22 protein-coding genes and 3 tRNA genes are annotated in these 22,839 nt (G+C 51.1%); 13 read left to right on the top strand and 12 right to left on the bottom strand.

All coding sequences use genetic code 11. From position 1 onward, the window contains the following. Window positions 1–2 precede the first annotated feature (2 nt). Window positions 3–545: a DUF531 domain-containing protein gene (locus tag Mpt1_RS06990; RefSeq protein WP_048113436.1), complete on the top strand. Its 543-nt coding sequence runs from the start codon at window positions 3–5 to the stop codon at window positions 543–545. Here the strand turns inward: Mpt1_RS06990 and purM are convergent. Continuing rightward, entirely contained in the window at window positions 539–1,558 is a 1,020-nt protein-coding gene (gene purM, locus Mpt1_RS06985; RefSeq protein WP_048113434.1) for a phosphoribosylformylglycinamidine cyclo-ligase, read from the bottom strand. The genes Mpt1_RS06990 and purM overlap by 7 nt on opposite strands. Before the next feature lie 436 nt (window positions 1,559–1,994). Between purM and Mpt1_RS06980 the strand changes: the two genes are divergently transcribed. Beyond that, the gene (locus Mpt1_RS06980; RefSeq protein ID WP_048113432.1) at window positions 1,995–2,678 is read left to right on the top strand and encodes an RlmE family RNA methyltransferase; all 684 of its coding nucleotides are present in this window, start codon (window positions 1,995–1,997) and stop codon (window positions 2,676–2,678) included. Here the strand turns inward: Mpt1_RS06980 and Mpt1_RS06975 are convergent, their stop codons facing one another. Both Mpt1_RS06975 and Mpt1_RS06970 read right to left on the bottom strand, forming a co-directional pair. Continuing rightward, on the bottom strand, window positions 2,679–5,423 hold the full coding sequence (locus tag Mpt1_RS06975; protein WP_048113430.1) for a DEAD/DEAH box helicase: 2,745 nt from the start codon (window positions 5,421–5,423) through the stop codon (window positions 2,679–2,681). Window positions 5,424–5,463: 40 nt separating this feature from the next. Continuing rightward, window positions 5,464–7,203 (bottom strand): heterodisulfide reductase-related iron-sulfur binding cluster, encoded by a 1,740-nt coding sequence (locus tag Mpt1_RS06970; protein ID WP_238603118.1) that lies wholly within the window; start codon window positions 7,201–7,203, stop codon window positions 5,464–5,466. Between the two features lie 298 nt (window positions 7,204–7,501). Here Mpt1_RS06970 and Mpt1_RS07360 point away from each other — a divergent pair, with 298 nt between their 5' ends. The 4 genes from Mpt1_RS07360 (at window position 7,502) to Mpt1_RS06950 (ending at window position 14,714) form a co-directional block, all read left to right on the top strand. Then, a complete protein-coding gene (locus Mpt1_RS07360; protein ID WP_158386801.1) occupies window positions 7,502–10,732 on the top strand; it encodes a ferritin family protein in 3,231 nt (1,076 codons plus the stop codon). Then, complete coding sequence (locus Mpt1_RS06960; RefSeq protein WP_048113429.1) at window positions 10,695–12,086, top strand: InlB B-repeat-containing protein; 1,392 nt, start codon at window positions 10,695–10,697, stop codon at window positions 12,084–12,086. The genes Mpt1_RS07360 and Mpt1_RS06960 overlap by 38 nt, the downstream gene beginning before the upstream one ends. A 176-nt stretch (window positions 12,087–12,262) precedes the next feature. Beyond that, complete coding sequence (locus Mpt1_RS06955; RefSeq protein ID WP_048113428.1) at window positions 12,263–14,470, top strand: CDC48 family AAA ATPase; 2,208 nt, start codon at window positions 12,263–12,265, stop codon at window positions 14,468–14,470. A 4-nt stretch (window positions 14,471–14,474) separates the two neighbouring features. Next, complete coding sequence (locus Mpt1_RS06950; RefSeq protein ID WP_048113427.1) at window positions 14,475–14,714, top strand: PRC-barrel domain-containing protein; 240 nt, start codon at window positions 14,475–14,477, stop codon at window positions 14,712–14,714. Here Mpt1_RS06950 and Mpt1_RS06945 read toward each other — a convergent pair. The 5 genes from Mpt1_RS06945 to trxA form a co-directional block, all read right to left on the bottom strand. After that, window positions 14,707–16,257 carry a tRNA uridine(34) 5-carboxymethylaminomethyl modification radical SAM/GNAT enzyme Elp3 gene (locus Mpt1_RS06945; protein WP_048113426.1) on the bottom strand — a complete coding sequence of 517 codons (1,551 nt, stop codon included), beginning with the start codon at window positions 16,255–16,257 and terminating at the stop codon, window positions 14,707–14,709. The two genes, Mpt1_RS06950 and Mpt1_RS06945, sit on opposite strands and share 8 nt — an antisense overlap. Then, window positions 16,254–16,676: a winged helix-turn-helix domain-containing protein gene (locus Mpt1_RS06940; protein ID WP_082007287.1), complete on the bottom strand. Its 423-nt coding sequence runs from the start codon at window positions 16,674–16,676 to the stop codon at window positions 16,254–16,256. The genes Mpt1_RS06945 and Mpt1_RS06940 overlap by 4 nt, the downstream gene beginning before the upstream one ends. An 87-nt stretch (window positions 16,677–16,763) precedes the next feature. After that, the gene (locus tag Mpt1_RS06935) at window positions 16,764–17,276 is read right to left on the bottom strand and encodes a transcriptional regulator (RefSeq protein WP_048113422.1); all 513 of its coding nucleotides are present in this window, start codon (window positions 17,274–17,276) and stop codon (window positions 16,764–16,766) included. Further along, window positions 17,273–18,160: an NAD(P)/FAD-dependent oxidoreductase gene (locus tag Mpt1_RS06930; RefSeq protein WP_048113419.1), complete on the bottom strand. Its 888-nt coding sequence runs from the start codon at window positions 18,158–18,160 to the stop codon at window positions 17,273–17,275. Before Mpt1_RS06930 ends, Mpt1_RS06935 begins: the two co-directional genes overlap by 4 nt. Further along, window positions 18,157–18,468, bottom strand: coding sequence for a thioredoxin (gene trxA / locus Mpt1_RS06925; RefSeq protein ID WP_048113417.1), 312 nt, complete (start codon window positions 18,466–18,468; stop codon window positions 18,157–18,159). Before trxA ends, Mpt1_RS06930 begins: the two co-directional genes overlap by 4 nt. A gap of 75 nt (window positions 18,469–18,543) precedes the next feature. Here trxA and Mpt1_RS06920 point away from each other — a divergent pair, with 75 nt between their 5' ends. Continuing rightward, window positions 18,544–18,789, top strand: coding sequence for a PRC-barrel domain-containing protein (locus tag Mpt1_RS06920; protein ID WP_048113415.1), 246 nt, complete (start codon window positions 18,544–18,546; stop codon window positions 18,787–18,789). A gap of 6 nt (window positions 18,790–18,795) precedes the next feature. On the opposite strand, the gene Mpt1_RS06915 is transcribed toward Mpt1_RS06920, so the two are convergent. From Mpt1_RS06915 to Mpt1_RS06905, 3 genes are read right to left on the bottom strand one after another with little or no spacing between them, the layout of a single operon-like run. Continuing rightward, a complete protein-coding gene (locus Mpt1_RS06915) occupies window positions 18,796–19,359 on the bottom strand; it encodes an HDIG domain-containing metalloprotein (RefSeq protein WP_238603117.1) in 564 nt (187 codons plus the stop codon). After that, window positions 19,340–19,858, bottom strand: coding sequence for a tRNA 2'-O-methylase (locus tag Mpt1_RS06910; protein ID WP_048113413.1), 519 nt, complete (start codon window positions 19,856–19,858; stop codon window positions 19,340–19,342). Before Mpt1_RS06910 ends, Mpt1_RS06915 begins: the two co-directional genes overlap by 20 nt. A gap of 1 nt (window position 19,859) precedes the next feature. Continuing rightward, window positions 19,860–20,360 carry an ArsR family transcriptional regulator gene (locus tag Mpt1_RS06905; RefSeq protein ID WP_048113411.1) on the bottom strand — a complete coding sequence of 167 codons (501 nt, stop codon included), beginning with the start codon at window positions 20,358–20,360 and terminating at the stop codon, window positions 19,860–19,862. A 112-nt stretch (window positions 20,361–20,472) separates the two neighbouring features. Here Mpt1_RS06905 and Mpt1_RS07765 point away from each other — a divergent pair, with 112 nt between their 5' ends. Continuing rightward, window positions 20,473–20,640, top strand: a complete 168-nt coding sequence (locus Mpt1_RS07765) for a hypothetical protein (protein ID WP_193354114.1) — start codon at window positions 20,473–20,475, stop codon at window positions 20,638–20,640. Between the two features lie 65 nt (window positions 20,641–20,705). Further along, a complete protein-coding gene (locus Mpt1_RS06900) occupies window positions 20,706–21,008 on the top strand; it encodes a hypothetical protein (RefSeq protein ID WP_082007286.1) in 303 nt (100 codons plus the stop codon). Window positions 21,009–21,017: 9 nt separating this feature from the next. Here the strand turns inward: Mpt1_RS06900 and Mpt1_RS06895 are convergent, their stop codons facing one another. Continuing rightward, window positions 21,018–21,932: a DMT family transporter gene (locus Mpt1_RS06895; protein WP_048113409.1), complete on the bottom strand. Its 915-nt coding sequence runs from the start codon at window positions 21,930–21,932 to the stop codon at window positions 21,018–21,020. 115 nt (window positions 21,933–22,047) lie between these two features. On the opposite strand from Mpt1_RS06895, the gene Mpt1_RS06890 reads away from it, so the two are divergent. The 4 genes from Mpt1_RS06890 (at window position 22,048) to Mpt1_RS06875 (ending at window position 22,835) form a co-directional block, all read left to right on the top strand. After that, window positions 22,048–22,123, top strand: a tRNA-Asn gene (locus Mpt1_RS06890). A 13-nt stretch (window positions 22,124–22,136) separates the two neighbouring features. Then, window positions 22,137–22,210, top strand: a tRNA-Ile gene (locus Mpt1_RS06885). 163 nt (window positions 22,211–22,373) lie between these two features. Then, window positions 22,374–22,447, top strand: a tRNA-Lys gene (locus Mpt1_RS06880). A 121-nt stretch (window positions 22,448–22,568) separates the two neighbouring features. Further along, a complete protein-coding gene (locus Mpt1_RS06875) occupies window positions 22,569–22,835 on the top strand; it encodes a DNA-directed RNA polymerase subunit H (protein WP_052399373.1) in 267 nt (88 codons plus the stop codon). Window positions 22,836–22,839 lie beyond the last annotated feature (4 nt).

Raw genomic sequence — 22,839 nt, 5'->3', positions numbered from 1 at the left:
GGATGAGAGGAAGGATCACCATCGCATTGTACAACTCATACGACCCCAATAAATTCAGGGAGCCGCACAGAAGGGTCATCGCAAGAACAGGCGATCTCGCAATGGCGTTCGGCATGAATCTTGCTTTGTTGGGATTCCCGATCCCCGAGGATGTAAAGACCCCCGTAGAGATAGCGGAATGGGTTGCTGGCACTACGAGTATCGGCTCCCACGGGGACTACTTTGTGGAACTGGCCGAGAAAGGCAGATTCAATAAATTCCCTTATCCGTCAAAGGGATTCCCCCCGCAGCTTGGGGAACCTATACTAACAACAAGCAAGCCCGACGAGAAGAAAAGAGCAAGCGTCAACGATGTGGCGGAAATGGTCAAAAGCGGAAAAAGCATACTCTTGGTGTTCGGAATAGGGCCGAACGGCGTCCCGAAGGATGTTGCGGCAATACCGAAGTACCACATGGACGTTACCAACGGCGGCGGGTTCTCTCTGGAGACATGCACCGCTCTCGGCGCAGTGTGCGGCGCGCTCAGCTCCAAGCTGGATCAGTAAGAGTCGTAAAAGAGGTTGCCGGGTTCCAACAGAACGCCGTTGCCCTTCTCGACCCTTCCGACGATGTCCGCATTCTTGTATCTCTTGACTATGTCTTCCGCATCCGATTCCGGTGCGATGATCGTAAAGCCCATGCTCATGTTGAAGGTCTTGTACATCTCCCTCTCTTCAATACCTCCGAGGTCTTGAATGATGCCGAAGATCGGAGCGGGCTTTACCGGATCGGATATGATGTACTTCAGCCCCTTCCTCATGCGGTATATGTTCTTGAGACCTCCCCCGGTAATGTCCACAAGGCCATGGATCTCGTGGTTCCCGGTGATCTCAAGCACCTGTTTAACGTATATCTCGGTGGGGGTGAGAAGTTCCAGACCGATCTTTTTCGAGAGACCTTTGACCTTATCGTTCAGGGATACATTGGAAGACTCCAAGACCTTTCTGGCCAATGTGTATCCGTTCGAGTGCATACCGGATGACCTCAGGCTGATTATGACGTCGCCGTCCTCACATTTCTCCCCGGTGATCTCCTTTCCTTTTTCGACGAATCCGAGACATGTGCCGGAGAGATCAAGGCAGTTCACTATCTCCGGCAGAACGGCGATCTCTCCGCCAACGATCTCCATGTTGGACATCTCCGCCCCCTTCTGTAACCCTATCCCGATCTCTTTTGTAACGGCATCGTCCGGGTGGTCAATCGCTATGTAATCCACGAACGACATCGGCTCTGCGTTGACGCATATGGTATCGTTGACATTCATTGCGATGCAGTCTATACCTACGGTGTTCCAGATGTTGAGCTCTTTTGCGATCATCAGCTTCGTTCCGACGCCGTCCGTTGCCAGCGTGAGATATTTGTCGCCGAAGTCGATCAGGCTTGCAAAGAGGTTCGGAATACGGACCATCTGTCCGATGCCTTCCCTTCTGAACTTGAGTTCTTTCACGAGAGAGCTTATTGCCCTTGATTTATCGTCTATATTGACGCCGGCTTGAGAATACGTCCACCCTTTTGGCATTGTTACGATAATGGGCTCATCCTCTTATTAGTTTTCACATGAGTGCCTTGCCCCCTGCTGTTTCGCACAGCTTTATTATTTGTACAGAAGGCCTTCACACAAGAGTTCTAAATGTCTGGACGATGAGATTTGTAGATGTATGCAAAGCGGCAGAGGTTGCTTGCAGCATCTGTTTCCGGAGGTCTGAACTTTGATGACATCAAACTTTACTCCAAAAAATCAAAGTATCATTTAAAGTGTCAAAGTATTACTTTAAGCATCAAAACTTCATTAAAACTTCAAAACTTCATTTAAAGCATCAAAACTTCATTAAAACTTCAAAACTTCATTTAAAGCATCAAACCTTCTTTTTATTTTGACCATTTATGGAACTACCCATAAACTAAACCGACCCCACGCAAAACGGTTTATCGGAAAAGCACATCCCCCTATCGAAATGAGTCTGCACGATCGTTGGGTAGAGGAAAGGAAACATGAGCATTATTACAAATTAGCTAAGAAGCTCAACTACAGGTCCAGGGCATCCTTTAAACTCATCCAGATAGACGACCGCTTTAATGTTTTCAGGGAAGGAGACTCCGTCGTCGATCTCGGAGCATCGCCCGGAGGATGGCTTCAGGTCGCAAAAGAAAGGGTAGGCGATAAAGGGAAGGTCATCGGAGTGGATCTCCGCCCGATAAAGTACCTTGAGGGAGTCACCACTATATTGGGGGACATCACCGAAGACAGCACAATGAGGGAACTGCTGGAGAAATTCGGCGGAAGGGCTGACGTCGTACTTTCCGACATGGCGCCGAACGTCGGCGGTGCATATTCAATGGATCACGCACGGTCCGTGGATCTATGCACGTACGCTTTGAACGTATGCGACAGGATCTTGAAAAAGAACGGAAAGTTGGTAATGAAAGTGTTCATGGGAGACATGATGGACAGCCTCAAAAAAGAGGTCGAGTCCAGATTCGTTTCCGTGAAGGTGCACTCTCCGGATGCATCCCGCGACGAATCGTCTGAATTGTACATAGTGGCGAAAGGGTTCAAAGCATCCAGGAATGTCAAACTGAAGGACATTTCCGAAGAAGAAGAGAGACCGGAATTCACCGTAAAAGGCGGGAAGATCTGATCAGTCCCAGAAACGCTTGTTCTTGGCGTAGAGGACCTCTGCATTCATAATTTCGCGTAGGAAATCATCCTCGTCCGAGTGCATGCTCCTCAGGATCCTTGATGCATTGTCGGGACCTATCCCTCTCCCAGCCAGCACGATGGCCGCTCTTTTCCCGTATTCGTTGACAAGGTTCGCATTCCGCGATACTCTGAGGGCATCTTTCTTTTCCTGTTCGTTGCGTTCCCTCATCTTGATGGTCTTGATGCTCTCTCTTTCGTAGCTCTTCAGTAATGCGACCATGTTCCCCTCGCATCTGGGGCATCTGAAGCGTTCGGGTGCATCCCTGACGGCGACCCTCCATTGGCTTTGGCAGTTGAGGCAGGATGCGAACAACACTTCCTCTTCCAATCTTTTCTTAAGAGCCATCAGAATGGAATGGTCTGCTCTTCTGGGCTGCATGAGCTCTTTCGATCTTACTATTCCTTCGAGGCCGATATGAGATACTCCACCCGTCTCCATCCGGATCTTGCCATCCGAGATCATCTTCACAACAAGTTCGGTATTGTCTATATCCAGATCCTCGAATAGCACCATGCTGATCGCTTCGTTGTATGCGGGGGTATCCTTATGCAGATCGAAAAGCCGGTTGAAGTTTATGAAGCGGTGGTCCGCTCCTTTTTCGATGATGCCGAACTTCTTCGCAACATGAACGAAACGCCATTTCAGGTATGTCGAGTTCAGGATCGTGATCCTGGCGAGTGCCTCTACAGTTCCTGGTTTTATTGATCGGAACGTATCTTCCAGAAGTTTTCTGTCGACGTTCCTGGGAAGTTCAAGTATTATTCTGTACGGGTCTGTGGAAACGCCTACGCTTTCTCCGAGACGAGCCGTTATCAAAGCGGAATAGATCTTGCCGATCGTTTCGTTCACTCTGCTGCCGAAACAGCAGTTGACGATAGCTAATCTGTCCCCGATCTCCAGGGTGATGGTCTCGTCCGTGGGGACCGTCCACTTATCTTTCTGTTTGCTGATGTATTCGTTCACTTTCTTTGTGCAGTTCTTGTCGCCCGGGTATCTGTCGAAGTTCATCTTGCGGCGCATCCTTCCGACCTCCATTGCCACCTCGAAAGGTACGGGGATATCCGAACCCGCCCACGACGGAACGGAACCGACGTCCTTCGCCTCTTCGACAAGGAGCTCATCCTCACGCATTTCGATTATCCTCCACGTTCTTCCCTTTGCGATGAACATGGCGTACGGTTCTGCGAAAGATGCGACAAAACTTTCGTCAAGCGTTCCGATTATTCCTCTGGTGCTGATGTCCCGGATGAGGTATGTCCTCTCATCGGGGATCATTGATATGTTATCGTAGAAGTACTGCATCCCCTTCTTCGAACGCCTGAACCCGTTGTCGTCCTCGAATATCATCTTTATCGATTTCAGCTGTTCGAGAACATCATCCATGTCCGAGCGTGAGAGGGTGCTGAATGAATTGGATCTTCTGAATATCTTATATGCCAGATCCCGATCCATACGTCCTGCCATGGTCATTGCAATAAGTTGATTGGCAAGCACGGTGAACGGATTCTTCCTTCCTTTGAAATATTCCAATTCTTTCGCGTCGCTTCTTCTTGCGACCACAAGCGATTCCGCCACTTCATCGGGGGCGGTCGCAAGAATGACCGAGTGTATCACTTCCCCCATCCTGTGTCCCGCACGCCCGGCACGCTGTATCATTCTGGATACTTCCCTCGGTGAGTTGTATTGTATCACAAGATCGGCGGAGCCGATGTCTATACCCAGCTCAAGGGAGGATGTGGCGATCACCGTTCTGAGATCACCGTTCTTGAAGCGGTCCTCGATGCTCATTCTGTTCTCTTTTGAAAGGGACCCGTGGTGCACATCGATGGAAAAGTCCTCGTCCCACATGTGGTATCTTGCTGCTAACCATTCCGCCGTCTCCCTGGTGTTCACGAAAAGCAAAGTGGACCTTCCCACCTCCATAAGATGTCTGGCCCTTTTCATTACCGCCAGGATGTCGGGGTCGCATTGAAGTCTATCGAGAAGTACGGAATCCTTATCATCGGGCTCCGGGCATTCGACCGCGATATCGAACTCTCTGTGCGTATCGTGTTTGCAAAGCACCACTTCTCTTCCGACGCCCGAAAGGAAACTCTTGACATCATCCACATCTCCGACGGTCGCTGACAGCCCGATCCTCTTGAATTCACCGCACAGCTCCGCGAGCCTCTCAAGGGCGACGCCGAGCTGTGCGCCCCTCTCCGTGCTGGAGAGATCGTGTATCTCGTCGACAACGACCCACTCTATCTTCTTCAGATGCTCCCTCAAACGCTTTCCGGTGAAAAGCACCTGCAGGGTCTCCGGGGTCGTGATAAGGATCTCCGGCGGGGTCTGGGACTGTTTGTTCCGCTCGGCTTGTGTGCTGTCCCCATGCCTTACTCCCACTGAGATGCCGAGGGCCGCGCCGTACTCCTCCATCCTCTTCAGCATATCCCTGTTCAGCGCCCTCAACGGCGTTACGTAGAGGCAGCGTATGCCCGGTTTACCTTTTGTTCTGAATATTGAGTCAAAGATAGGAAGCATTGCCGCTTCCGTCTTGCCGATGCCCGTCGGAGCGACAAGCAGTATGTTCTTCCCGGAAAGTATCTTGGGGATAACGTCTTTCTGAGGGTCGGTTGGTTGCGTTATGCCTTTGTCCTTAAGGGCAGAGACCAATTCGGGACAGAGTTTATCGAACGACATTTTTAAAAAAAAGGATATGCCGGGGATCCCGGCAAATAGTTTACTTTTTCTTCTTTTTCATGGCCTTGAGGTTCTCTTTGACGGCCGCTTTTATCTCAAGCGCTTCCTTCTCGGCATCGGTGACATCTTTCTCAAAGAAAGTGAGGATGGCCCATCCTTCCTCTTCGAGCTTCTCCCTATCCTTGGGGTCGACCTCCCCGTCTTCGGCGAAGACGTATACCGCAACCTTCGGTTTTACGAATGCCACAGGTATCGCCCGCGCTCCGTAGTCCAACCGGCATCTGAGGCCTTTGTTCCAAGCGGCCCTTCTGATAAGAGCCTTGGGAGAGTTATCAGTCCATATGTCATCGCCCATCCCTTCATCCTCGTCATCCCCGTATACGATGATCGGTTCGTCCTCGGATGCCTTGGCAGCCAATGCGGCAGCGATTCTCGCCTTTTCTTCCGCCATCTGTTTCTCTTTTTCAAGCCTTTCTTTTTCAAGTGCGGCGGCCTTTGCCTTCTCTGCCGCAAGTCTCTCCTTCTCGGCTATCTCGGCGGCGCTTGGCTTCGGCGGCTCCGGCTTTGCCTCCGGAGGCGCAGTCACTTTCAGGAGTATCTCCATAAGATCCATGACCTTTATCTTGGAGCCGATCTGTTTCGCACCCTGCGAAAGGTTGACGACGCAGAACGGGCAGCATGTCACAAGTATCTCGGCGCCTGTCTCCTCGGCGTCCCTGATCCTCTCCGCCGCGATGTTAATGGCCATCTCGCCATATTGGCTTTTGTACCCTCCGCCTGCGCCGCAGCATCTGGAGTTCTCCTTTTTGCGGTCCATCTCTACGAGCTCGATACCTTTTACTTTCTTCAGGACATTCCTCGGCGGGTCGAACACTCCCATATGCCTCCCCAGATGGCAGGGGTCATGGAATGTTACCTTCGCTTTGTATTCGTTGTTGAGCGGGAGTCTCTTCTCCGCAATGAGTTTCTCAATATATTGTGAGATGTGGTAGACGTTCTGTCCGGCCTTCGCATAGAATTTTCCGAAGTCGGTCGAAACGGTCTTGTAACAACCGGAGCAGGTCATGACCATGTCCTTTGCGCCTATGCCGTCCGCCCTCTCGACGGTGTGCTGTGCGCAGTCAAGCGAATATTTGTTGATGCCCGTTCTGAGCAGAGGCGATGTGCAGCAGTACTCCTCCGGGCCTAGCGTGTTTATAGTCACGCCGGCTCTCGCAAGTACCTGTACGCCCATCTGCGGTACCTTCTGCTCTCTGTATGAACCGGTGCATCCGGCGAAGAACAATACTTCGGGGACCGCCGTTTTCTCTACTTCCTTAGGCCACCAGTCCCCCCTCTTTGAAGGTCTTTCCCCGTAGGGGTTGTGGACCTCCTCTATTTTCCTGGCCATTCCTTTGTGTGCGGACATCGGGCCCACGCCCTCATCCACCAGCCATTTTCTTACCGTTTCCCAGAACTCTACAAGCGGAATATTCGCATGGCAGACCGCTTCGCAGTTGCCGCATCCGGTGCATCTGTACATCGCATCGATGAAATAGGGACTCAACGAGACCTCTCTTCCGAGGACCTTGTCGGATTGTCCGCCGCCTTGGATAGCTCTGAGATAGTAGATCTTCCCTCTTGGCGTCACCGACTCCCATGGCGACTGTTCGTGCGCCTCGCAGACATCGATACAGTATCCGCATTGGAGACAAGCGGTAAGTTCCTGCTGGATGCGCGGCATTTTCTTTGGCTTCATGTCGCGCATCATCTTTGAAAATGGATTCTCTATCGCTTTCATAATAGGTGAGCGAAGGCGCACGCACATATATTAAGGCTTTTGAATAGTTGCCATGTGCCACCACAGTAATTTTTGCCTAAAACATATGTTTTTTTGTCGCATGCTGTCCGTTCAAGAACATCGTCAATCATCGATCGCATATAGCCTAAGGATTTGTCATGATCGTCTGTGATAAAGAGTAAATGCATAAGGTCTTACATCGAGACGCGGCGCCCTTCTATTCTTTATACCAATAAATATTATTATATATCTCCGAAAAGGGTATGATACTTTAGACGATTTTATGATAACAAAAACGATGAAGATTTTGGCTCTTTTGCTCATAACTGCGATGGCTGTCGGGCTTTTTGTAGGATTGGTACACACTACCGATTCGGAAGGGGCCAACACAATAAACATTACCACACAATCAGACTGGGGTTCTGGATCGATAATGCTGAATGATGGCGACAAATTGATCATTAATCCTGATGCCGGAAACCCAATTTACAACGATGAAATAATCAATGTGATAGGGAACGCCAGCATCGACGGCGGAGGGGGCACATATGATAATCTTCATATAATGGTGCAACCCAGCGTACAACTTGTGCTGGAAAATTACAATTTGGATTATAACTACACTGCGCCAGCGATCGCTCTATCAGACAATTCCAGTCTGGTGGTGAATGGGAGCTGTAACATCACCTCATACATGGCAAGCTCGGTAATATCTGCTGGTTCATCAAATATTGTCCTGTCGGGCGTAATGATAATCAACAGTAACAATGGATGCATATCTTCAACAGGCAATCTGACGATCTCCGGTAGCGGCGCATTGATATCCGTTGCTGGAAGCGGATCGTGCATTCAAGCTGCAACATTATCCGTTGACGGGGCGACAGTCAGCGCCAAAAGTTACAGCGGCAACGGTTTATTGGTGGGGGCATCATCCGACACTGCTGTCAAGAACGGCGCCACACTGAATCTGACGGGTGGCGAGGCATTCTCAAACAGTGCGGGTACATCCTACGGCTTCATAATGGATGTCGGCACGACAGTCGGTATCAATAACAATTATGGATACGACGAAACCCATCAATTAAAAATGGCATCATCCGCGGTCGGGAGCAGCAAGTGGGTCTTAAGCGGTGCTTCCTGGGCCATGCCTGCACTTGACACCGGTCAGACAGCTTCGGACCCATCGGTAGATGTTCTATTCACATATGGGTTTGCGGGAATGGTAAAACTGGTCCCGAGCGGAGGCACACCGATATGCAGGATCGGAACGGCAATGTATTATTCACTAGATGCCGCGATTGCGGCAGTTCCTGCCGATCAGAGCGGAACCTCGCCGACAACAATCACTCTTCTGACCGATATAACATATGCCGGTGAATGCCAGATACTTGAAAAAACCATAACTTTTGACTTGAACGGCCACAATCTGATTTTTAGTAATCTCTGCGGAACTGCGCTTTACGTGGATTATAATAGTGCAGTTGATTATGTGGACGCATCCAACATGGGAACATTCCAGACCTTCGGAGGTCTGCCCTCGTATATGTCGGGAGGCATGGATGTCTACGCGGGCGGTTTGGATGTTATGAGGGGTAGGTGCAGTCTAACATATGCCGAAACAACCGACGGAATAGCGGCATATGCCGAGGACGGCGGACACATCACTGTGAACGGAAATGTGGTCGCGACCGGCAACGGGATCGGTGCCTCTGCGATCGGCTATGCCGACGTTACCGTAGAAGGTACAATTACCGCACCGGTGTATGTTGTTGTGAATCAAAAGGAATTTGCCTTTGGAGATGGTGTTCAAGATCCATACTATCCTGGCTATTTAACGTATGAAAATATTGGCGGCTACGTGTGGGTGAAAGCAACAACAGGTGCCGCACCGACGATCACAACGACAACCCTGCCCGACGGCAAAGTCGGAGTTTCCTATAGCTATACAATTACAGCAACAGGCGATGTGCCAATAACCTGGAACGTGTCTGCAGGTAGCCTGCCCGCAGGTCTGAATATAGATGCGGCCACAGGTGCAATAACCGGGACGCCGAACGGCACACCGGGAACAGCGAACTTCACAATAAAGGCATCTAACGGGGTGCTTCCCGATGCAACTATGTCGCTATCGATAACGGTCGCTGCGGCCTTTGTTCCAGTAACTAATATAACCGGTATCCCGACGACGGCAACGGCGGGAACGCCCCTGACTCTGGTGGGAACGGTGGCGCCACCCAATGCAACGAACCAGAGTATAATCTGGTCTATCAGCTCTGCGGGGACCACCGGAGCAACGATAACCGGTAGCACGCTTAACGCTACTGCAGCAGGGACTGTCATTGTGACAGCAACTGTTGTCAATGGCCAGACCTCCACTACCGATTACACGCAGAACTTCTACGTTGATGTTGTACTCTCACCCATCGCCCAGACGTACGAAGATCTCTATGTTGCCATGCAGGGCGAGCTCAATGCTAACGCGCATTTCACGGCATTCGCAGCCAAGGCGAAGGATGAAAGCTATCCGATGGTGGCACGCATATTCCAAGCGATGGCAGATGCCGAGGCCAAGCAAGCCGAGGACGCATGGGTGATCCTGCAGAGCATGGGCGCAACGGTCAAGCCGGTGGCAGCGACCCCCACAGTGGGAACGACGGCCGAGAACCTTCAGGCGTCGATCGACGGTGCGACCTATGAATATACTGTCATGTATCCGGGTTTCCAAACGAACGCACAGGCAGCCGGCCTGACGGCCGCAGCCGATTTCTTCAAGTTCGCCGGCAAAGCAGCCCAGACGTATGCGACCATCACCACCGACGCGTTGCAAAACCTGAGCGATTGGTCCTATATGGAGTCCAATTTCAACGCGGTATACCGCTGTCCGACATGCGGGGAGGTTGTAAAGGCCCGTCCGACAACATGCCCGATCTGCGGAACGGCAGGCACGGACTTCGTGTTGTACAGCCAAACTTATGACGATCTCTATGTTGCCATGCAGGGCGAGCTCAATGCTAACGCGCATTTCACGGCATTCGCAGCCAAGGCGAAGGATGAAAGCTATCCGATGGTGGCACGCATATTCCAAGCGATGGCAGATGCCGAGGCCAAGCAAGCCGAGGACGCATGGGTGATCCTGCAGAGCATGGGCGCAACGGTCAAGCCGGTGGCAGCGACCCCCACAGTGGGAACGACGGCCGAGAACCTTCAGGCGTCGATCGACGGTGCGACCTATGAATATACTGTCATGTATCCGGGTTTCCAAACGAACGCACAGGCAGCCGGCCTGACGGCCGCAGCCGATTTCTTCAAGTTCGCCGGCAAAGCAGCCCAGACGTATGCGACCATCACCACCGACTGCGTTGCAAAACCTGAGCGATTGGTCCTATATGGAGTCCAATTTCAACGCGGTATACCGCTGTCCGACATGCGGGGAGGTTGTAAAGGCCCGTCCGACAACATGCCCGATCTGCGGAACGGCAGGCACGGACTTCGTGCAATATATAGAAATAACACACGCCGTCACCTTTGACTACGCCGACGGCACCGCAGCTGTTACAGTAACGGTAAGCGATGGTTCCACGGCGGCAAAGCCCGCCGACCCCACCAGAACGGGATACACCTTCGCAGGGTGGTTCAACGGTACAGCTGCATATGTATTCAGTACACCCGTGACAGGCGACCTTACGCTGACCGCTCACTGGATCCAGATAACGTACACAGTGACCTTCGATTCCGACGGCGGAAGTTCGATCGTGTCCGCCACAGTGAACTACGGTTCCGCCGTGGCAAAGCCGGCTGATCCGACCAAGACGGGATACACCTTTGCGGGATGGTTCAACGGTGCGGCCGCATATGACTTCAGCACGATCTTGACCGGGGACATTACGCTGACCGCTCACTGGACGGCCGTTATATCTGTTGCTCCGGGTATAACCGGCCCCATGACACTGACGCTGGCAAAGAATTACACAGCAACCTCCACGGGCGTGTACACAATAACCGGCACAGCCCCGGTCACGGTGGCAAAGACGTCCGGAGATGCGAAGATAACCTGGGACAGCGGCACAATGAAACTGAACATCGCAGCAGGCCTGCCGGTCGGAACATATGTTGTAGTATTGACAGCAAGCAACGGAACATCACCCGATGCAACGCTTACGTTCACATTGACCGTCCAGCCCGGTAACAGCGGCACGGCGGTCGTGATCTCAAGCGTTTCTGTGTCGCCATCGACAGCAAATGTGAAGACAGGTTCAACGCAGCAATTCAGTGCGTCGGTAAAGGTATCTTCCGGAAACCCGTCAAAAGATGTTATCTGGAGCATATCCGGCAACAACAACGCCGGCACCACAATATCTTCCACGGGGCTGCTTACAATAGCGGCAGGCGAGACCTCGACCACAATAATTGTCAAAGCGACATCTCTTGTGGATCCCGCAAAGTCGGGAACTTCTTCGGTCTCGGTGAGTCCGGCGAGCGGCAACGCAGGAGGGAAGAAGTTACCAGATCAGATCATGGTGATAACAAGCGGCGACCCCGCAAGCTTTGTGATCGACGTGCCACTGAGCGAGTTCCTGTATTTGTCGTATAACGATTCCATACTCCCCGGCGAGAACTATGTTCTTACAAGCGGCAGTACGATCATCACCTTCACAGAAAGCTATCTGAACTCTCTTGCTCCCGGTACATATGTGTACAACGCAGTATTCAACAGCGGAACGGCCAACCTTACGTTGACCGTGGAACCCGCCGGTGCAGGGCCGGACAACGTTAGCGACAGCAGCAACGACAGCAACGTTGTGCTGTGGGTTGCGATAGCGGTCGCGGCAGTGCTCATCGTCGCCGGACTGGCGGTAGCGGTATCCAGGAGGGCTAAGGCGTAAGCAAGGTAAGTAAAACCATAATAAAGAACACCAACCCGGGTCGTGTGTCGGTTGGTGTTCCAGCTCTTTTTTTCAATACGACAAAGCAATGAAAAGCAATTATAAGGGTTAGGCGGAGCAGATTTGTTCAACTGAACAATTAAATGAAATAATTTGAACAGCATGTCATTCTCGAGATGGAAAAATTTCTTGAACTCAAGGTCGCAATGGCGCAGAGGCAATCCGAGGCAGGATACGGCAGGGCCAGGTTGGACAATGATGCCCGTAAGAAACTCGGTCTCGACCTCGGGGACGTCATCGAGATAATAGGAAAGAAGACCGCCGTTGCAAAGGTGTTCAAAGGCGAGGCGGGCGATGATGGCATGAAGCTCATCCGAATCGACGGATTAACAAGGACAAGCGCAGAGGTCAGCGTCGACGAGACTGTGAAGATAAAAAAATGCATCCCTGAAACAGCTCAGAAAGTGGTACTTTCCCCGAACATCTCCGAGAACAAAAGGATAAGTTACGAGGCAGGCATCGACGATGTGTTCAGAAGCGGACTGGAAGGAAGACCGCTCATTGTCGGCATGGATGTGATGATACCGAACATAGCCCTTATGGGGAACCGAGCAACGTACCATGTGCAGTCCACCGTCCCCAGAGGTCCCGTCATCGTCAGCACCGCCACGGAAATAGTAATAAAAAGCGAGCCGGTCAAAGCAGAGAAGGACTCTGAAACCCCCGTGCGCACAGGCCGCACAACATATGACGACATAGGCGGATTGGATGACGAATTGAAAAGGATAAGGGAGATGATCGAGCTCCCGCTCAAGCATCCGGAACTGTTCGACAGGATGGGGATATCGGCGCCGAAAGGTGTGCTCCTTTACGGGCCGCCCGGTACCGGAAAGACCCTGATCGCAGAAGCCGTCGCCAATGAGTCAGGCGCATCGTTCTACTCGATACGCGGGCCGGAGATCATGGGCAAATACTACGGCCAAAGCGAAGAAAGGCTTAGGAAGATATTTGAGAACGCCGAGGACAAGGCTCCGAGCATAATCTTCTTGGATGAGATAGATTCGATCGCACCGAACAGGGATTCCACATATGGGGAAGTGGAAAGGCGCGTAGTTGCTCAACTCCTTACGCTGATGGACGGCATGGGCGGCAGGGGGAACGTGATCGTGATAGGGGCGACCAACAGAGAGGATTCCATAGATCCGGCACTGAGAAGGCCGGGAAGATTCGATCGGGAGATTGAGATCGGTGTTCCGAACATGCAGGGAAGGAAGAGCATCCTCGAAGTCCATACAAGGGACATGCCGTTGGCCGATGATGTGAAGATAGACGAGATCGCCTCGATGACACAGGGGTTCGTGGGCGCGGATCTTGCGTCGCTTGCAAGGGAATCCGCAATGAAGTGTCTCAGCAAGCACATGTCCAAACTGGACCTTGACAAGCCGGTGCCGCAGTCCACATTAGAAGCTATGAAGGTCGACATGGCGGACTTCGCCGACGCTCTTGCGGAAGTTGAACCTAGCGGAATGAGAGAATTGTTCGTTGAGATCCCGAAGGTCCGCTGGAAGGATATCGGTGGGTTGGAACACATTAAAAAGGAGATACAGGAAGTGTTCATCCCCATAGAGGGCCAAAAATCATTCGAGAGACTCGGCATAGAGCCGGGCAAGGCCGTCCTTCTATATGGCCCCCCGGGTACCGGTAAGACGCTGATCGCCAAGGCCGTGGCGAACGAGTCCGGCGCGAACTTCATTTCGATCAGCGGCCCGGAGATAGCCAGCAAGTGGATGGGAGAGTCGGAGCAAGCCATCAGAAAAATATTCAAAAAAGCCAAACAGATGGCTCCGTGCATAATCTTCTTCGACGAGATCGATTCAATAGCGCCCATAAGGGGGGAGGGTGACTCCCAGACTTGGGAAAGGGTCGTTGCGCAGCTCCTTACTTCAATGGACGGCATTGAAAGCATGAACAGAGTGATGATAATGGCGGCCACCAACCGTCCTGACATGATAGATCCGGCGCTTCTCAGGCCAGGCAGGATGGACCGCATGATACTGGTTGGGAAACCGGACCTGGAAGCAAGGAAGAGCATACTCAAAGTACACACTGAGAAGATGCCGCTGAAGGACGTGGATCTTGTTGCAATAGCAAAGATGACCGATGGGTTTGTGGGAGCGGACATCGCCGCATTGTGCAGAGAGGCGGGATTATCCGCATACCGCAGGGACAACAACGCACAGTATGTGACCGAAAGGGATTTCAAGGACGCAATGGAAAGGGTGCACCAATCTGTCGACGAATCAACGTTCGTCAAGTATGAAACACTGAGCAAAGAGATGAGAAAGCTTCACACTGGCTGGAAGGACCAGCCATTCTATGGGTGATCCAATGGACAATAAGATCTTCAGCAGAGAAATTATCGGCAAGGAAGTGGAGACCATCACCGGACGGACGGTGGGAAAGCTCGAGGATCTGGTCATCGATACCGTCGATGGTTCGATCAAATATCTCCTGGTCTCGGCATCCGGGAAAGTCATCGGAGAAGAGCACAAGGTCGACGACAAAGGCAGGTTGGTGGTCGAGACGGACCGTATAAGATTCGACGGGAACAAAATAATAATCAACTGAGGTCCTTGACCATATACGGCTCTTCCAACACGTACCCCAATGCCCTGTAGTATCCTCTTACGCCGATGCCGCTGTTGATCCTCATCCTTTTCTTACCGTCAAGAACTGCTAGACGTTCAGCCTCAAGCATCAGCTCCTTTCCGAACCCTCTGTGCTGCCAGTCCTCTCCTTCGGAGCCGATAGAGGCGATCTTTCCGAAAACTTTCAATTCTCTGATCGTTGCGGTATCGGTATCATCTGTTCTCAGTCTGACATAACCGATGAGCGAATCATTGTATTCCAACGAGACGAACCTTTCAAACCCCTCGCTCGCTTCATACTCCATAGCCTTTTGGTTGACAAGATCTGGGTCATCAAGAACTTGGTTAGTATGTCCCACTTCTCTGCACCTGATGCACCTGCAGGACATCCCATGGGCGGCCATGTTCTCCTGGACCACCTGGCGTATGTTACTGGTCTTTATACCCGCTGTTATCTGCGGTGCCGGGATGTCCCTTTCCACCCTCTGTATCCTGGTGTATTCGGGAACGATCGACTTCATCTTTGACAGGAGGTCGACCGCCGTACTCTCGTCGTATGGAGTGTATTCTCCTTTCTTCCACAGGTCAAAAAGTTCTGTGCCGGATATAACAAGCGTCGGGTAGAATTTCAGCATATCCGGGCGGAAGTCCGGATCTTCGAACACTCGCTTAAAACATTCCAGGTCCTTTTCCGGGGTCGAGCCCGGCAGTCCGGGCATTATGTGGTAGCAGACCTTCAGGCCATGGTCCTTACACGACCTGGTGGAATCGATTATCTCTTTTACACCATGGCCTCTTTTTGACAGTGCCAGGACATCATCGTCAAGTATCTGTACGCCGAGTTCAACCCTCGTCGCGCCGAGCATCATCGCCATTTCAATTTGTTCATCGCCGAAGACATCCGGCCGGGTCTCCACTGTCAGGCCGATGCACCTGTGTTCGGAGGTCTCGTTCCTTTGCTTTGCATTTTTGATATCCTCCGAATCCTCTCCGTTCATCGCATCAAGACATCTTTTTACGAACCACTCTTGGTATTCTCTTTCTCTCGAAGTAAAGGTGCCGCCCATTATGATAAGGTCTATTTTGTCAGTCTTATGGCCGATGGCGGTCAGTTGGTCTATCCTGTCCTTTACCTGAAGGAACGGATCGAAGTTGTTCCGCTCCGCTCTTCTTGCGGCAGGCTCTTTCCCTGTATATGATTGAGGAGAGCCGCTGTCGACCCCTCCCGGGCAGTATGCGCATTTTCCGTGCGGGCACGGATGGGGGGAGGTCATAACGGCAACGACGGCAACGCCGCTCATGGTCCGCATCGGCTTTTTTATTAAGAAGGGCTCTATCAACTTTCTGTCCTGCGGAGCAACCTCTTTGAGGATGCTTGAGTTAGCTGGCACATCGGTGAGACCGAGTTCTCCGCAGAGCTCGATCTTCATTCTTTGGACGGCTTCCCGATCCTTTACATCCCCCTTCTTGATTGCCGTGATGATCCTCAGGCCGAGTTCTTTGATCTTTTCATCCTGGCTCATTCTTTCTCTGCCTTCGCAAGGGATTGAAAATGAGACACGGTCCGCTTATAGTTCTCCATTGCCATGTTCACATTGGCCTCGGTGAAACTCCACGCCTTGGAGAGATCCCCGTATCTGATCCTGTATCCTTTCCTCATCGCCCCGTCGAATTCAACGTCGATGCTTTCCAAAAGATCCATTGATTTCAGTTTGTTTATGTGGCGGTAGATCGTAGGTTTCGTTGTTTCCAAAAGAGCGGCAAGCTCTTCGACCGCCCACGCTTTGCCCATGTTCTTCATGAAGAAATCCATAAAAAGTCTGTAAGGGACGCTGTCCCTCACGCTCGAGGCCGATGTTTTCGGATCATATCCTTTAGGTATGTACCCGATCTGTACCAAGAAGGTCTCTGCGACAATGTCTTTGTCCGCTACTGCATTCATCGGTGTATTGCTGACAACCTGTAATTCGAACAGAATTACACACTCCCCTATTGTCGATTAAATAGTTAAGCTGGTATTTTAATTTGTTCAGACCAGACCTTTAACGATATCAAGTGCTTTGAGGACGCTTCCGAGGGGCATGACCGGCGAGACCGGGATGCGCAGGATCTTCTTCACAGTGACCGCTATTATGGGCGCACACACTATAGCCAGCGCGCCGTCGCGCTCTGCTCTCACGGCCGCTATTATTGCGTCCTCCACTGTTGAAATGGGGTATTCTTTGATCTTTATCGTCCGGCCTTCAACCTCCATTGTCTTCGGAAGGGACTCAAAGAAAGTGGACGATGCGATGACCGCAACGAAATTATCGTCCTCGGACCTGCTGATGACATTCAGGGCATGGATTATCTGCCGTATGGTTCTCAGATTTGGCTCGCGGTTCTCTTCAAGTATCTTGTACATCGTGCTTTGGGAGATGCCGGATATCGAGCAGAACTCGCTCAGCGATATTTCCAATTCTTCGTCAAGCATGCTCTTGAAGGCTTTCTGGAACCCGCCTTCTTCCCTGAGCATGCTGGAGATAATGTCCTCGACGGTCATTTTATGCCCTTTGCTCTGCCTGCGGCGTTGTTTCCGGCAACCGCCCCCTCGCCGACGGCTTTGGCCAGCTGCCACGGTTCTCCCGTTATGTCCCCGCATGCGAATACGCCCGCAACCGAGGTTTCTGCTTTTTTGTTGACTTTGATCGAGTCATCGACCTCCGGCACAACTCCCAGATCCATCGCTATATCGGAGGACGATCTTCCTCCCAATTCAATGAACACGCCGTCGACGCCGATCGCACTGCCGTTGTCGAGAAGCAGGGAGCTCACATTCTCTTTTCCGATGATCTCTTTTGCCCCCCTGTCGATGATCTCAACTCCTGCGGCCAATGCTTTGTCCACAAGCTTCCTGTCTGCCGAGCTGTTCTTAGTTACCCAGTACACCTTTGAGGCATACTTCGTCATGAGCTCGGAAGATATCGCAGCCTTTGACTCGTTTCCGATCACAGCAACCCTCAGGCCTTTAAAGAAATTGCAATCGCACTCTGCGCAATAGCTAACTCCCTTGCCGAAGAATTCTTTCTCACCGGGGATGTTCAGTTTCATTCTGGAGACGCCCGTTGCGATCACGACCGATCTGCAGTGTATATTCTCTCCGGATTCGATCGTCACTCTGAATCCATCGCCGTCCGCACTGGCGCCGATGACATTTCGGTCGATGTGTCTGCATCCGAAAGATAATGCCTGTTCTAACCCGGCCTTTAACAGTACCGAGCCGTCGGTCTTCCCGCCGAGTCCGAAGTAATTCTCGATATGTGCGCCGGAAAGAGCGCTGTTCTTCAGCTTGCCGACTATCACTGTATCCGCTTTCCTTCGGGAAGAGTGTATGCCCGCCTGCAGACCCGCGGGACCGCAGCCTATCACCACGACGTCTGCGTTCATAACGAACGTATGATGTCAAGGAAGTCTTCTTTCCCTCTCAGTCCGACGAGGGTCTCAACCGGGACGCCGTCCTTGAACAGAAGGACGGTAGGTATGGCCCTTATACCGAACCTTGCCGATATCGCCTGGTTATTGTCAACGTTGAGTTTCGCAACGCCGGCTTTTCCTTTAAGATCGTTCGAAAGTTCTTCGATTATGGGGCCCATTCTTCTGCACGGGCCGCACCAAGGTGCCCAACAGTCTATTACCGCTATTCTGTTATCTTTGACAAATTTGTCAAAAGTGCTGTCTGTAAGTTCTGTTACCATATGTTTTCGCCTCTTCTGAGTGATTATTATTAATAGTTAAATAAGTTTAGAAGGGACAACAAAAGAGGAGAGAGGATGCTGGAGAGCGTCGGCAACATAAAAGGGTTGGAAATATACACCCCCGAAGGCATATTCGTAGGGATAGTCGATGAGGTAGTGATCGACATTTCGGAGATGGGCATAAAAGGGTTATTCGTTTCCGATGCGAATCCGGCGCTCGTCGAAGATGATGTTTCGATCAGCATCCCGTTGAGATGGGTCCAGAGCATCGGCGACGTGATCATTCTTAACAGATTTCCGAATGAGAGGATATGCGGCTGACCGGTTCTATATCCACTTGAGCTTCGGGTATTCTCCGATAATGTCGCGGATGATGTCCAGATCCATTCCGTAAAGCTTTGAGAGTTCCCAATGAAGGGCCTCCATCCTGTCGGCGCCTCTGAGCGCACCCCTCTCCCTTAATCTGTCGACGGATTGTTTATGCGATATCACTCTGTTGTCGCTGACGAGGTTATCCGCATGTGCGACGAGCTTCTCTTCTATAGTCCTCGGAATATAATCGCCGGGAGGGAGGTTCATTTCAGCAACGTCAATGGAATCCAGCCCGGCGCCTGTGTGCTTTTTTACGATCTTGACCAGATCCTCTGGGAGCCCCAGGCTGCTTAACATATCCCCGCCGGTCATCGCATGCGTAATGCTGTGGTCTTTGGAACGCCCTATGTCATGCAGGAGAGAACCGGCAATCACCAGTTCTTTGTCGGCATCGATCTTACCGAGCATCTCTTCCGCTACGGCGCAGACCGTACAGCAGTGGATAATCACTCTGTCTCTGCATCCTGCTTTTTTGAGGATGTTGACGCAGCTCGGTCCGTCAGGAATGTTTTTCGACAACTGTCTTCCCTCTTTCGTTCGGTATTACCGTCAGGTTCCCATTGCGGTCTGAGTATAGATTTCTGCCGTCCGTGAATGAGTAAAGTAATATCGCCAGCGCCGCGATCTCCGAGTGCGGCTGATTCCCGACAGATATGTTGAAATCCGCCGCTTGATATACCTCGGGAGGGACCTTCTCCGCTCCCACAACGATAAGCAGATCCTTTTCTCTGGATATTTTCGGCAAAGACTCATCGAACCTCTGCCCGTACATTGTGAGATGCACTATCTCTCCGTCGAAATCCTTCAGCAATTTTTTCCATTGGATGCCGGTCTCAATAGTGTAATCCCCTCCGAACCTGTCCACCACGCTGCGGATGTTCTCTTCAAGAACACGATCCGCTGTGTCAACATATATTCCGGAGGCGCCAAGCGCACGCGATGAGAGGGCAACATGCGTTGTAACTCTTTTATCTCTCTGCGGACGATGGCCAATCCTCAATATCCAGATGTTCGGCATCTTACTCTTCTCTGATAGGTTCTATCCTGTGGCCGCGATAGTCCATTTTCACAGACCTTCTTACGAGGCTCTTCAGCATTGTCGAAGAGAGCCCGAGGACCTCCGCCACATCTCCCGAGAAACGACCGCTCTTCCCCACTTCCGCAAGGATCTTTGTTTCTATCTCCGCATATTCTTCATCATTCATCATCGCCGCGGTCAGAACGTCGCTTATCTCATAGACGGGCCACTGTGCGTTTATGTTGAACGATGTGTAATATGTGTGGTATGATTTTTCTGGATATCCGCCGTTCACGGAAAGCCAACGTGTTTCAACAAGTTTCATCTTCTCAAAAAATACCAAGGCATCCCTGCCCGCCGGGCCGAACTTTTTCTCAATGTCGTCCGCGGTCCTCCATTCCAAGGTCACCTCTTTCAATACATCTCTTTTTATGGGAGTATCAACTGACCTCAGCATCGGAACAAGCTCTGACGGTTCATTAATGACCTTGATTCTGTTCATAAAGGTTCTCCCTAATCTGAATAAACGTATATAACAGTTCTTAAATAAATTACTATATTTTTGGTAGGACAGCTTGCCAAGTTTTATTAACGGAATCAATGATTTAGGGACGATGGCGAAGAACAAGCCCCTTGAACTGAGATGGCAGTGCTTAGGCTGCTATAAGACCCACCGCGGTCCGAATGCCGAGAAGAAAGCATTGGACTGCTGCGGATCGTTCACGCAAGGATATTGGGTGAATTATACGAAGTGGGGCACACAGAAGTGGTACGGCCGCTGAAGATCGTCAAGCGGGCGTTACACCGTTGGCACTATGATTAATAACAAACAGTGCTATTCATTATCATGGCGGGAGTGGCATCTATCTTCGATCGTGCTTTTGAAGAGGTCGACCTTATCGAAAGGCACATCGAGATGCTCAAGGTCACCAAAGAGAAGCAGCCGATCGGGATAATCAAGCTTTCAGAGGTCCTTGGGATACCTAAACATAAAGTAAGGTATTCGCTCAGGCTCCTTGAACAGGAAGGTCTGATCATTGCGACGAACGACGGTGCGATGGTGTCCGATAAGTACGAAGAGTTCATGGAAGAAGTGTCTGTCAGATTTGACGAGTTGATAGAACGGATCAACAAAATAAAACAGAAATGATCTTAGTTTTTAGGAAATAAGAGTTCTTCTCTCATATATCGACGAAAGGACGGTGGAGGCGACGATCAGAACAGCGCCTACGAACAGAGGTATGGTTATGATGTCGTAACCGAGCGCCCATGAGAATATCACTGCGAAGACCGACTCTGTGCAGCACATTATCGCTATCGTCGTCGAAGGGATCTTCTTTTGGGCCGCGGTCTGCACATAGAACCCAAGACCGGTGACGATGAAACCCATGAAAACAAGACCGAGCCAGGACCCTATCAGGCCCATATTGTTGTATTGGCCGTTCTCGAAGACCAGACTGACGGCTATACCTATGGCCGCGGCCGTGATCATCTGCACCAGCGTAAAATTCACGGCATTAAGGCGGGGAGAATATTTCTCAAGGGCTACGAACTGCATGGCGAACATCACGGCGCAGATTATCGTCAGAACATCCCCGATGTTCATCGAAGCATCACCGCCGGTGATCCCGGACATGATCAGCACTCCCATGAAGCCAATTAACGCAAATAAGACGGAAAGCCATGATATTTTTTTCTGGATCAACGCGATTATTATCGGAACGAACAGAACATACAGTACGGTCAAAAGGCCGCTTTTGGCAGGTGTCGTATACAAAAGTCCCACTGTCTGGAGCCCGAAGGCCAGGAAGATTATCGCCCCGACCAACGCTCCGTATCTCCATTCGTCCCTGCTTATTTTCGGGACGGACCTGAATGCGAACTTCGCGGGAATAAGGGTCACCGCACCGAGGCCGTATGTCACCGCTATCAAAAATATCGGCGGGATCCCGGTATCGAGAAGGTCATATGCAACGACGAGGCTGAGGCCCCATACCATACATATCGTCAGAAATGCTGACAGATACGGCAGTCTTTCCTTTTCAAAGATCAAATATTCACTTGGGGTCAGCATCACGGAACCTTTATTTTAATGTGCATATTGTTGGGTTTATGTATTTTTTAATGCTCAAGGTGCCGGCGGTGAACGTAATTATTTAATATGCGGCACACTTTCGCTTTTTCCACAGGCCGTTGTAGCTCAGTAGGTAGAGCGTGTGACTGTTAATCACAAGGTCCACGGTTCGATCCCGTGCGACGGCGCCATACTCCTTTTAAGGGGCTCATAGCTTAGACAGGTAGAGCGCTCGGCTCATAACCGAGTGGTCGCCGGTTCAAATCCGGCTGGGCCCACCTAATCTTCCTGTTAAGCGAATTGTAAGAAACAGAGGTTGACGATAAAAGATGTCCTCGGTGGCGCTTTACTTTGTTTTGTTTGCATGGAACGGCAAAAACTTCAGCGAGATATTATATACAATGAAGGATTGCTCACGCATTACAAGCTTAAGATATCTAAGGGCCTGTAGCTCAGCTAGGTAGAGCATCTGACTTTTAATCAGGTGGTCAAGGGTTCGAATCCCTTCAGGCCCGCTGAGAGTCTTCATGAGCGATCAGTGGCAAGATCAAGTATGAGGAAAGGAATGACAAAAGCGTATTTCTTAAACGGGGGTTCCCGCTGACAAAGCGGATATTAATAGTGGCAGGTGTAAAAGTGGCAGCAGACAATATTTCATTTAACGTGCTCAAGCACGACCTTGTACCCGAACACCATCTTTTATCGGAGGAAGAGGCCAAGAAGATCCTTACAGAAATGGGGATGACTTACGACCAGCTTCCGAAGATAAGGAACAATGATGCGGGCATCAGGGTGCTTGAAAGCATACATGGGCCGATAGCCGAAGGGCGCGTGGTCAAGATCGTGAGAAAAAGCGAGACAACGCAGGAATTTGTGGCCTACAGGCTTGTGACGAAGGGGTGATCAT

Source organism: Candidatus Methanoplasma termitum, from assembly GCF_000800805.1.
Taxonomy (GTDB): Archaea; Thermoplasmatota; Thermoplasmata; order Methanomassiliicoccales; family Methanomethylophilaceae; genus Methanoplasma; species Methanoplasma termitum.
The sequence above is the reverse complement of the archived record's forward strand: the minus strand, read 5'-3'. Positions and strand labels throughout refer to the sequence as shown.

What these genes read in the sequence shown, in the direction of transcription:
- purM (WP_048113434.1), bottom strand. Translation starts at nt 1,558, where the DNA reads ATGCCAAAAGGGTGGACGTATTCTCAAGCCGGCGTCAATATAGACGAT.
- Mpt1_RS06980 (WP_048113432.1), top strand. Translation starts at nt 1,995, where the DNA reads ATGAGTCTGCACGATCGTTGGGTAGAGGAAAGGAAACATGAGCATTAT.
- Mpt1_RS06955 (WP_048113428.1), top strand. Translation starts at nt 12,263, where the DNA reads ATGGAAAAATTTCTTGAACTCAAGGTCGCAATGGCGCAGAGGCAATCC.
- Mpt1_RS07765 (WP_193354114.1), top strand. Translation starts at nt 20,473, where the DNA reads ATGGCGAAGAACAAGCCCCTTGAACTGAGATGGCAGTGCTTAGGCTGC.
- Mpt1_RS06895 (WP_048113409.1), bottom strand. Translation starts at nt 21,932, where the DNA reads ATGCTGACCCCAAGTGAATATTTGATCTTTGAAAAGGAAAGACTGCCG.
- Mpt1_RS06935 (WP_048113422.1), bottom strand. Translation starts at nt 17,276, where the DNA reads ATGACCGTCGAGGACATTATCTCCAGCATGCTCAGGGAAGAAGGCGGG.
- Mpt1_RS06920 (WP_048113415.1), top strand. Translation starts at nt 18,544, where the DNA reads ATGCTGGAGAGCGTCGGCAACATAAAAGGGTTGGAAATATACACCCCC.
- Mpt1_RS06905 (WP_048113411.1), bottom strand. Translation starts at nt 20,360, where the DNA reads ATGAACAGAATCAAGGTCATTAATGAACCGTCAGAGCTTGTTCCGATG.
- Mpt1_RS06910 (WP_048113413.1), bottom strand. Translation starts at nt 19,858, where the DNA reads ATGCCGAACATCTGGATATTGAGGATTGGCCATCGTCCGCAGAGAGAT.
- Mpt1_RS06930 (WP_048113419.1), bottom strand. Translation starts at nt 18,160, where the DNA reads ATGAACGCAGACGTCGTGGTGATAGGCTGCGGTCCCGCGGGTCTGCAG.
- Mpt1_RS06975 (WP_048113430.1), bottom strand. Translation starts at nt 5,423, where the DNA reads ATGTCGTTCGATAAACTCTGTCCCGAATTGGTCTCTGCCCTTAAGGAC.
- Mpt1_RS06900 (WP_082007286.1), top strand. Translation starts at nt 20,706, where the DNA reads ATGGCGGGAGTGGCATCTATCTTCGATCGTGCTTTTGAAGAGGTCGAC.
- Mpt1_RS06940 (WP_082007287.1), bottom strand. Translation starts at nt 16,676, where the DNA reads ATGAATGCAGTAGCGGACAAAGACATTGTCGCAGAGACCTTCTTGGTA.
- Mpt1_RS06950 (WP_048113427.1), top strand. Translation starts at nt 14,475, where the DNA reads ATGGACAATAAGATCTTCAGCAGAGAAATTATCGGCAAGGAAGTGGAG.
- trxA (WP_048113417.1), bottom strand. Translation starts at nt 18,468, where the DNA reads ATGGTAACAGAACTTACAGACAGCACTTTTGACAAATTTGTCAAAGAT.
- Mpt1_RS06945 (WP_048113426.1), bottom strand. Translation starts at nt 16,257, where the DNA reads ATGAGCCAGGATGAAAAGATCAAAGAACTCGGCCTGAGGATCATCACG.
- Mpt1_RS07360 (WP_158386801.1), top strand. Translation starts at nt 7,502, where the DNA reads ATGAAGATTTTGGCTCTTTTGCTCATAACTGCGATGGCTGTCGGGCTT.
- Mpt1_RS06990 (WP_048113436.1), top strand. Translation starts at nt 3, where the DNA reads ATGAGAGGAAGGATCACCATCGCATTGTACAACTCATACGACCCCAAT.
- Mpt1_RS06970 (WP_238603118.1), bottom strand. Translation starts at nt 7,203, where the DNA reads ATGAAAGCGATAGAGAATCCATTTTCAAAGATGATGCGCGACATGAAG.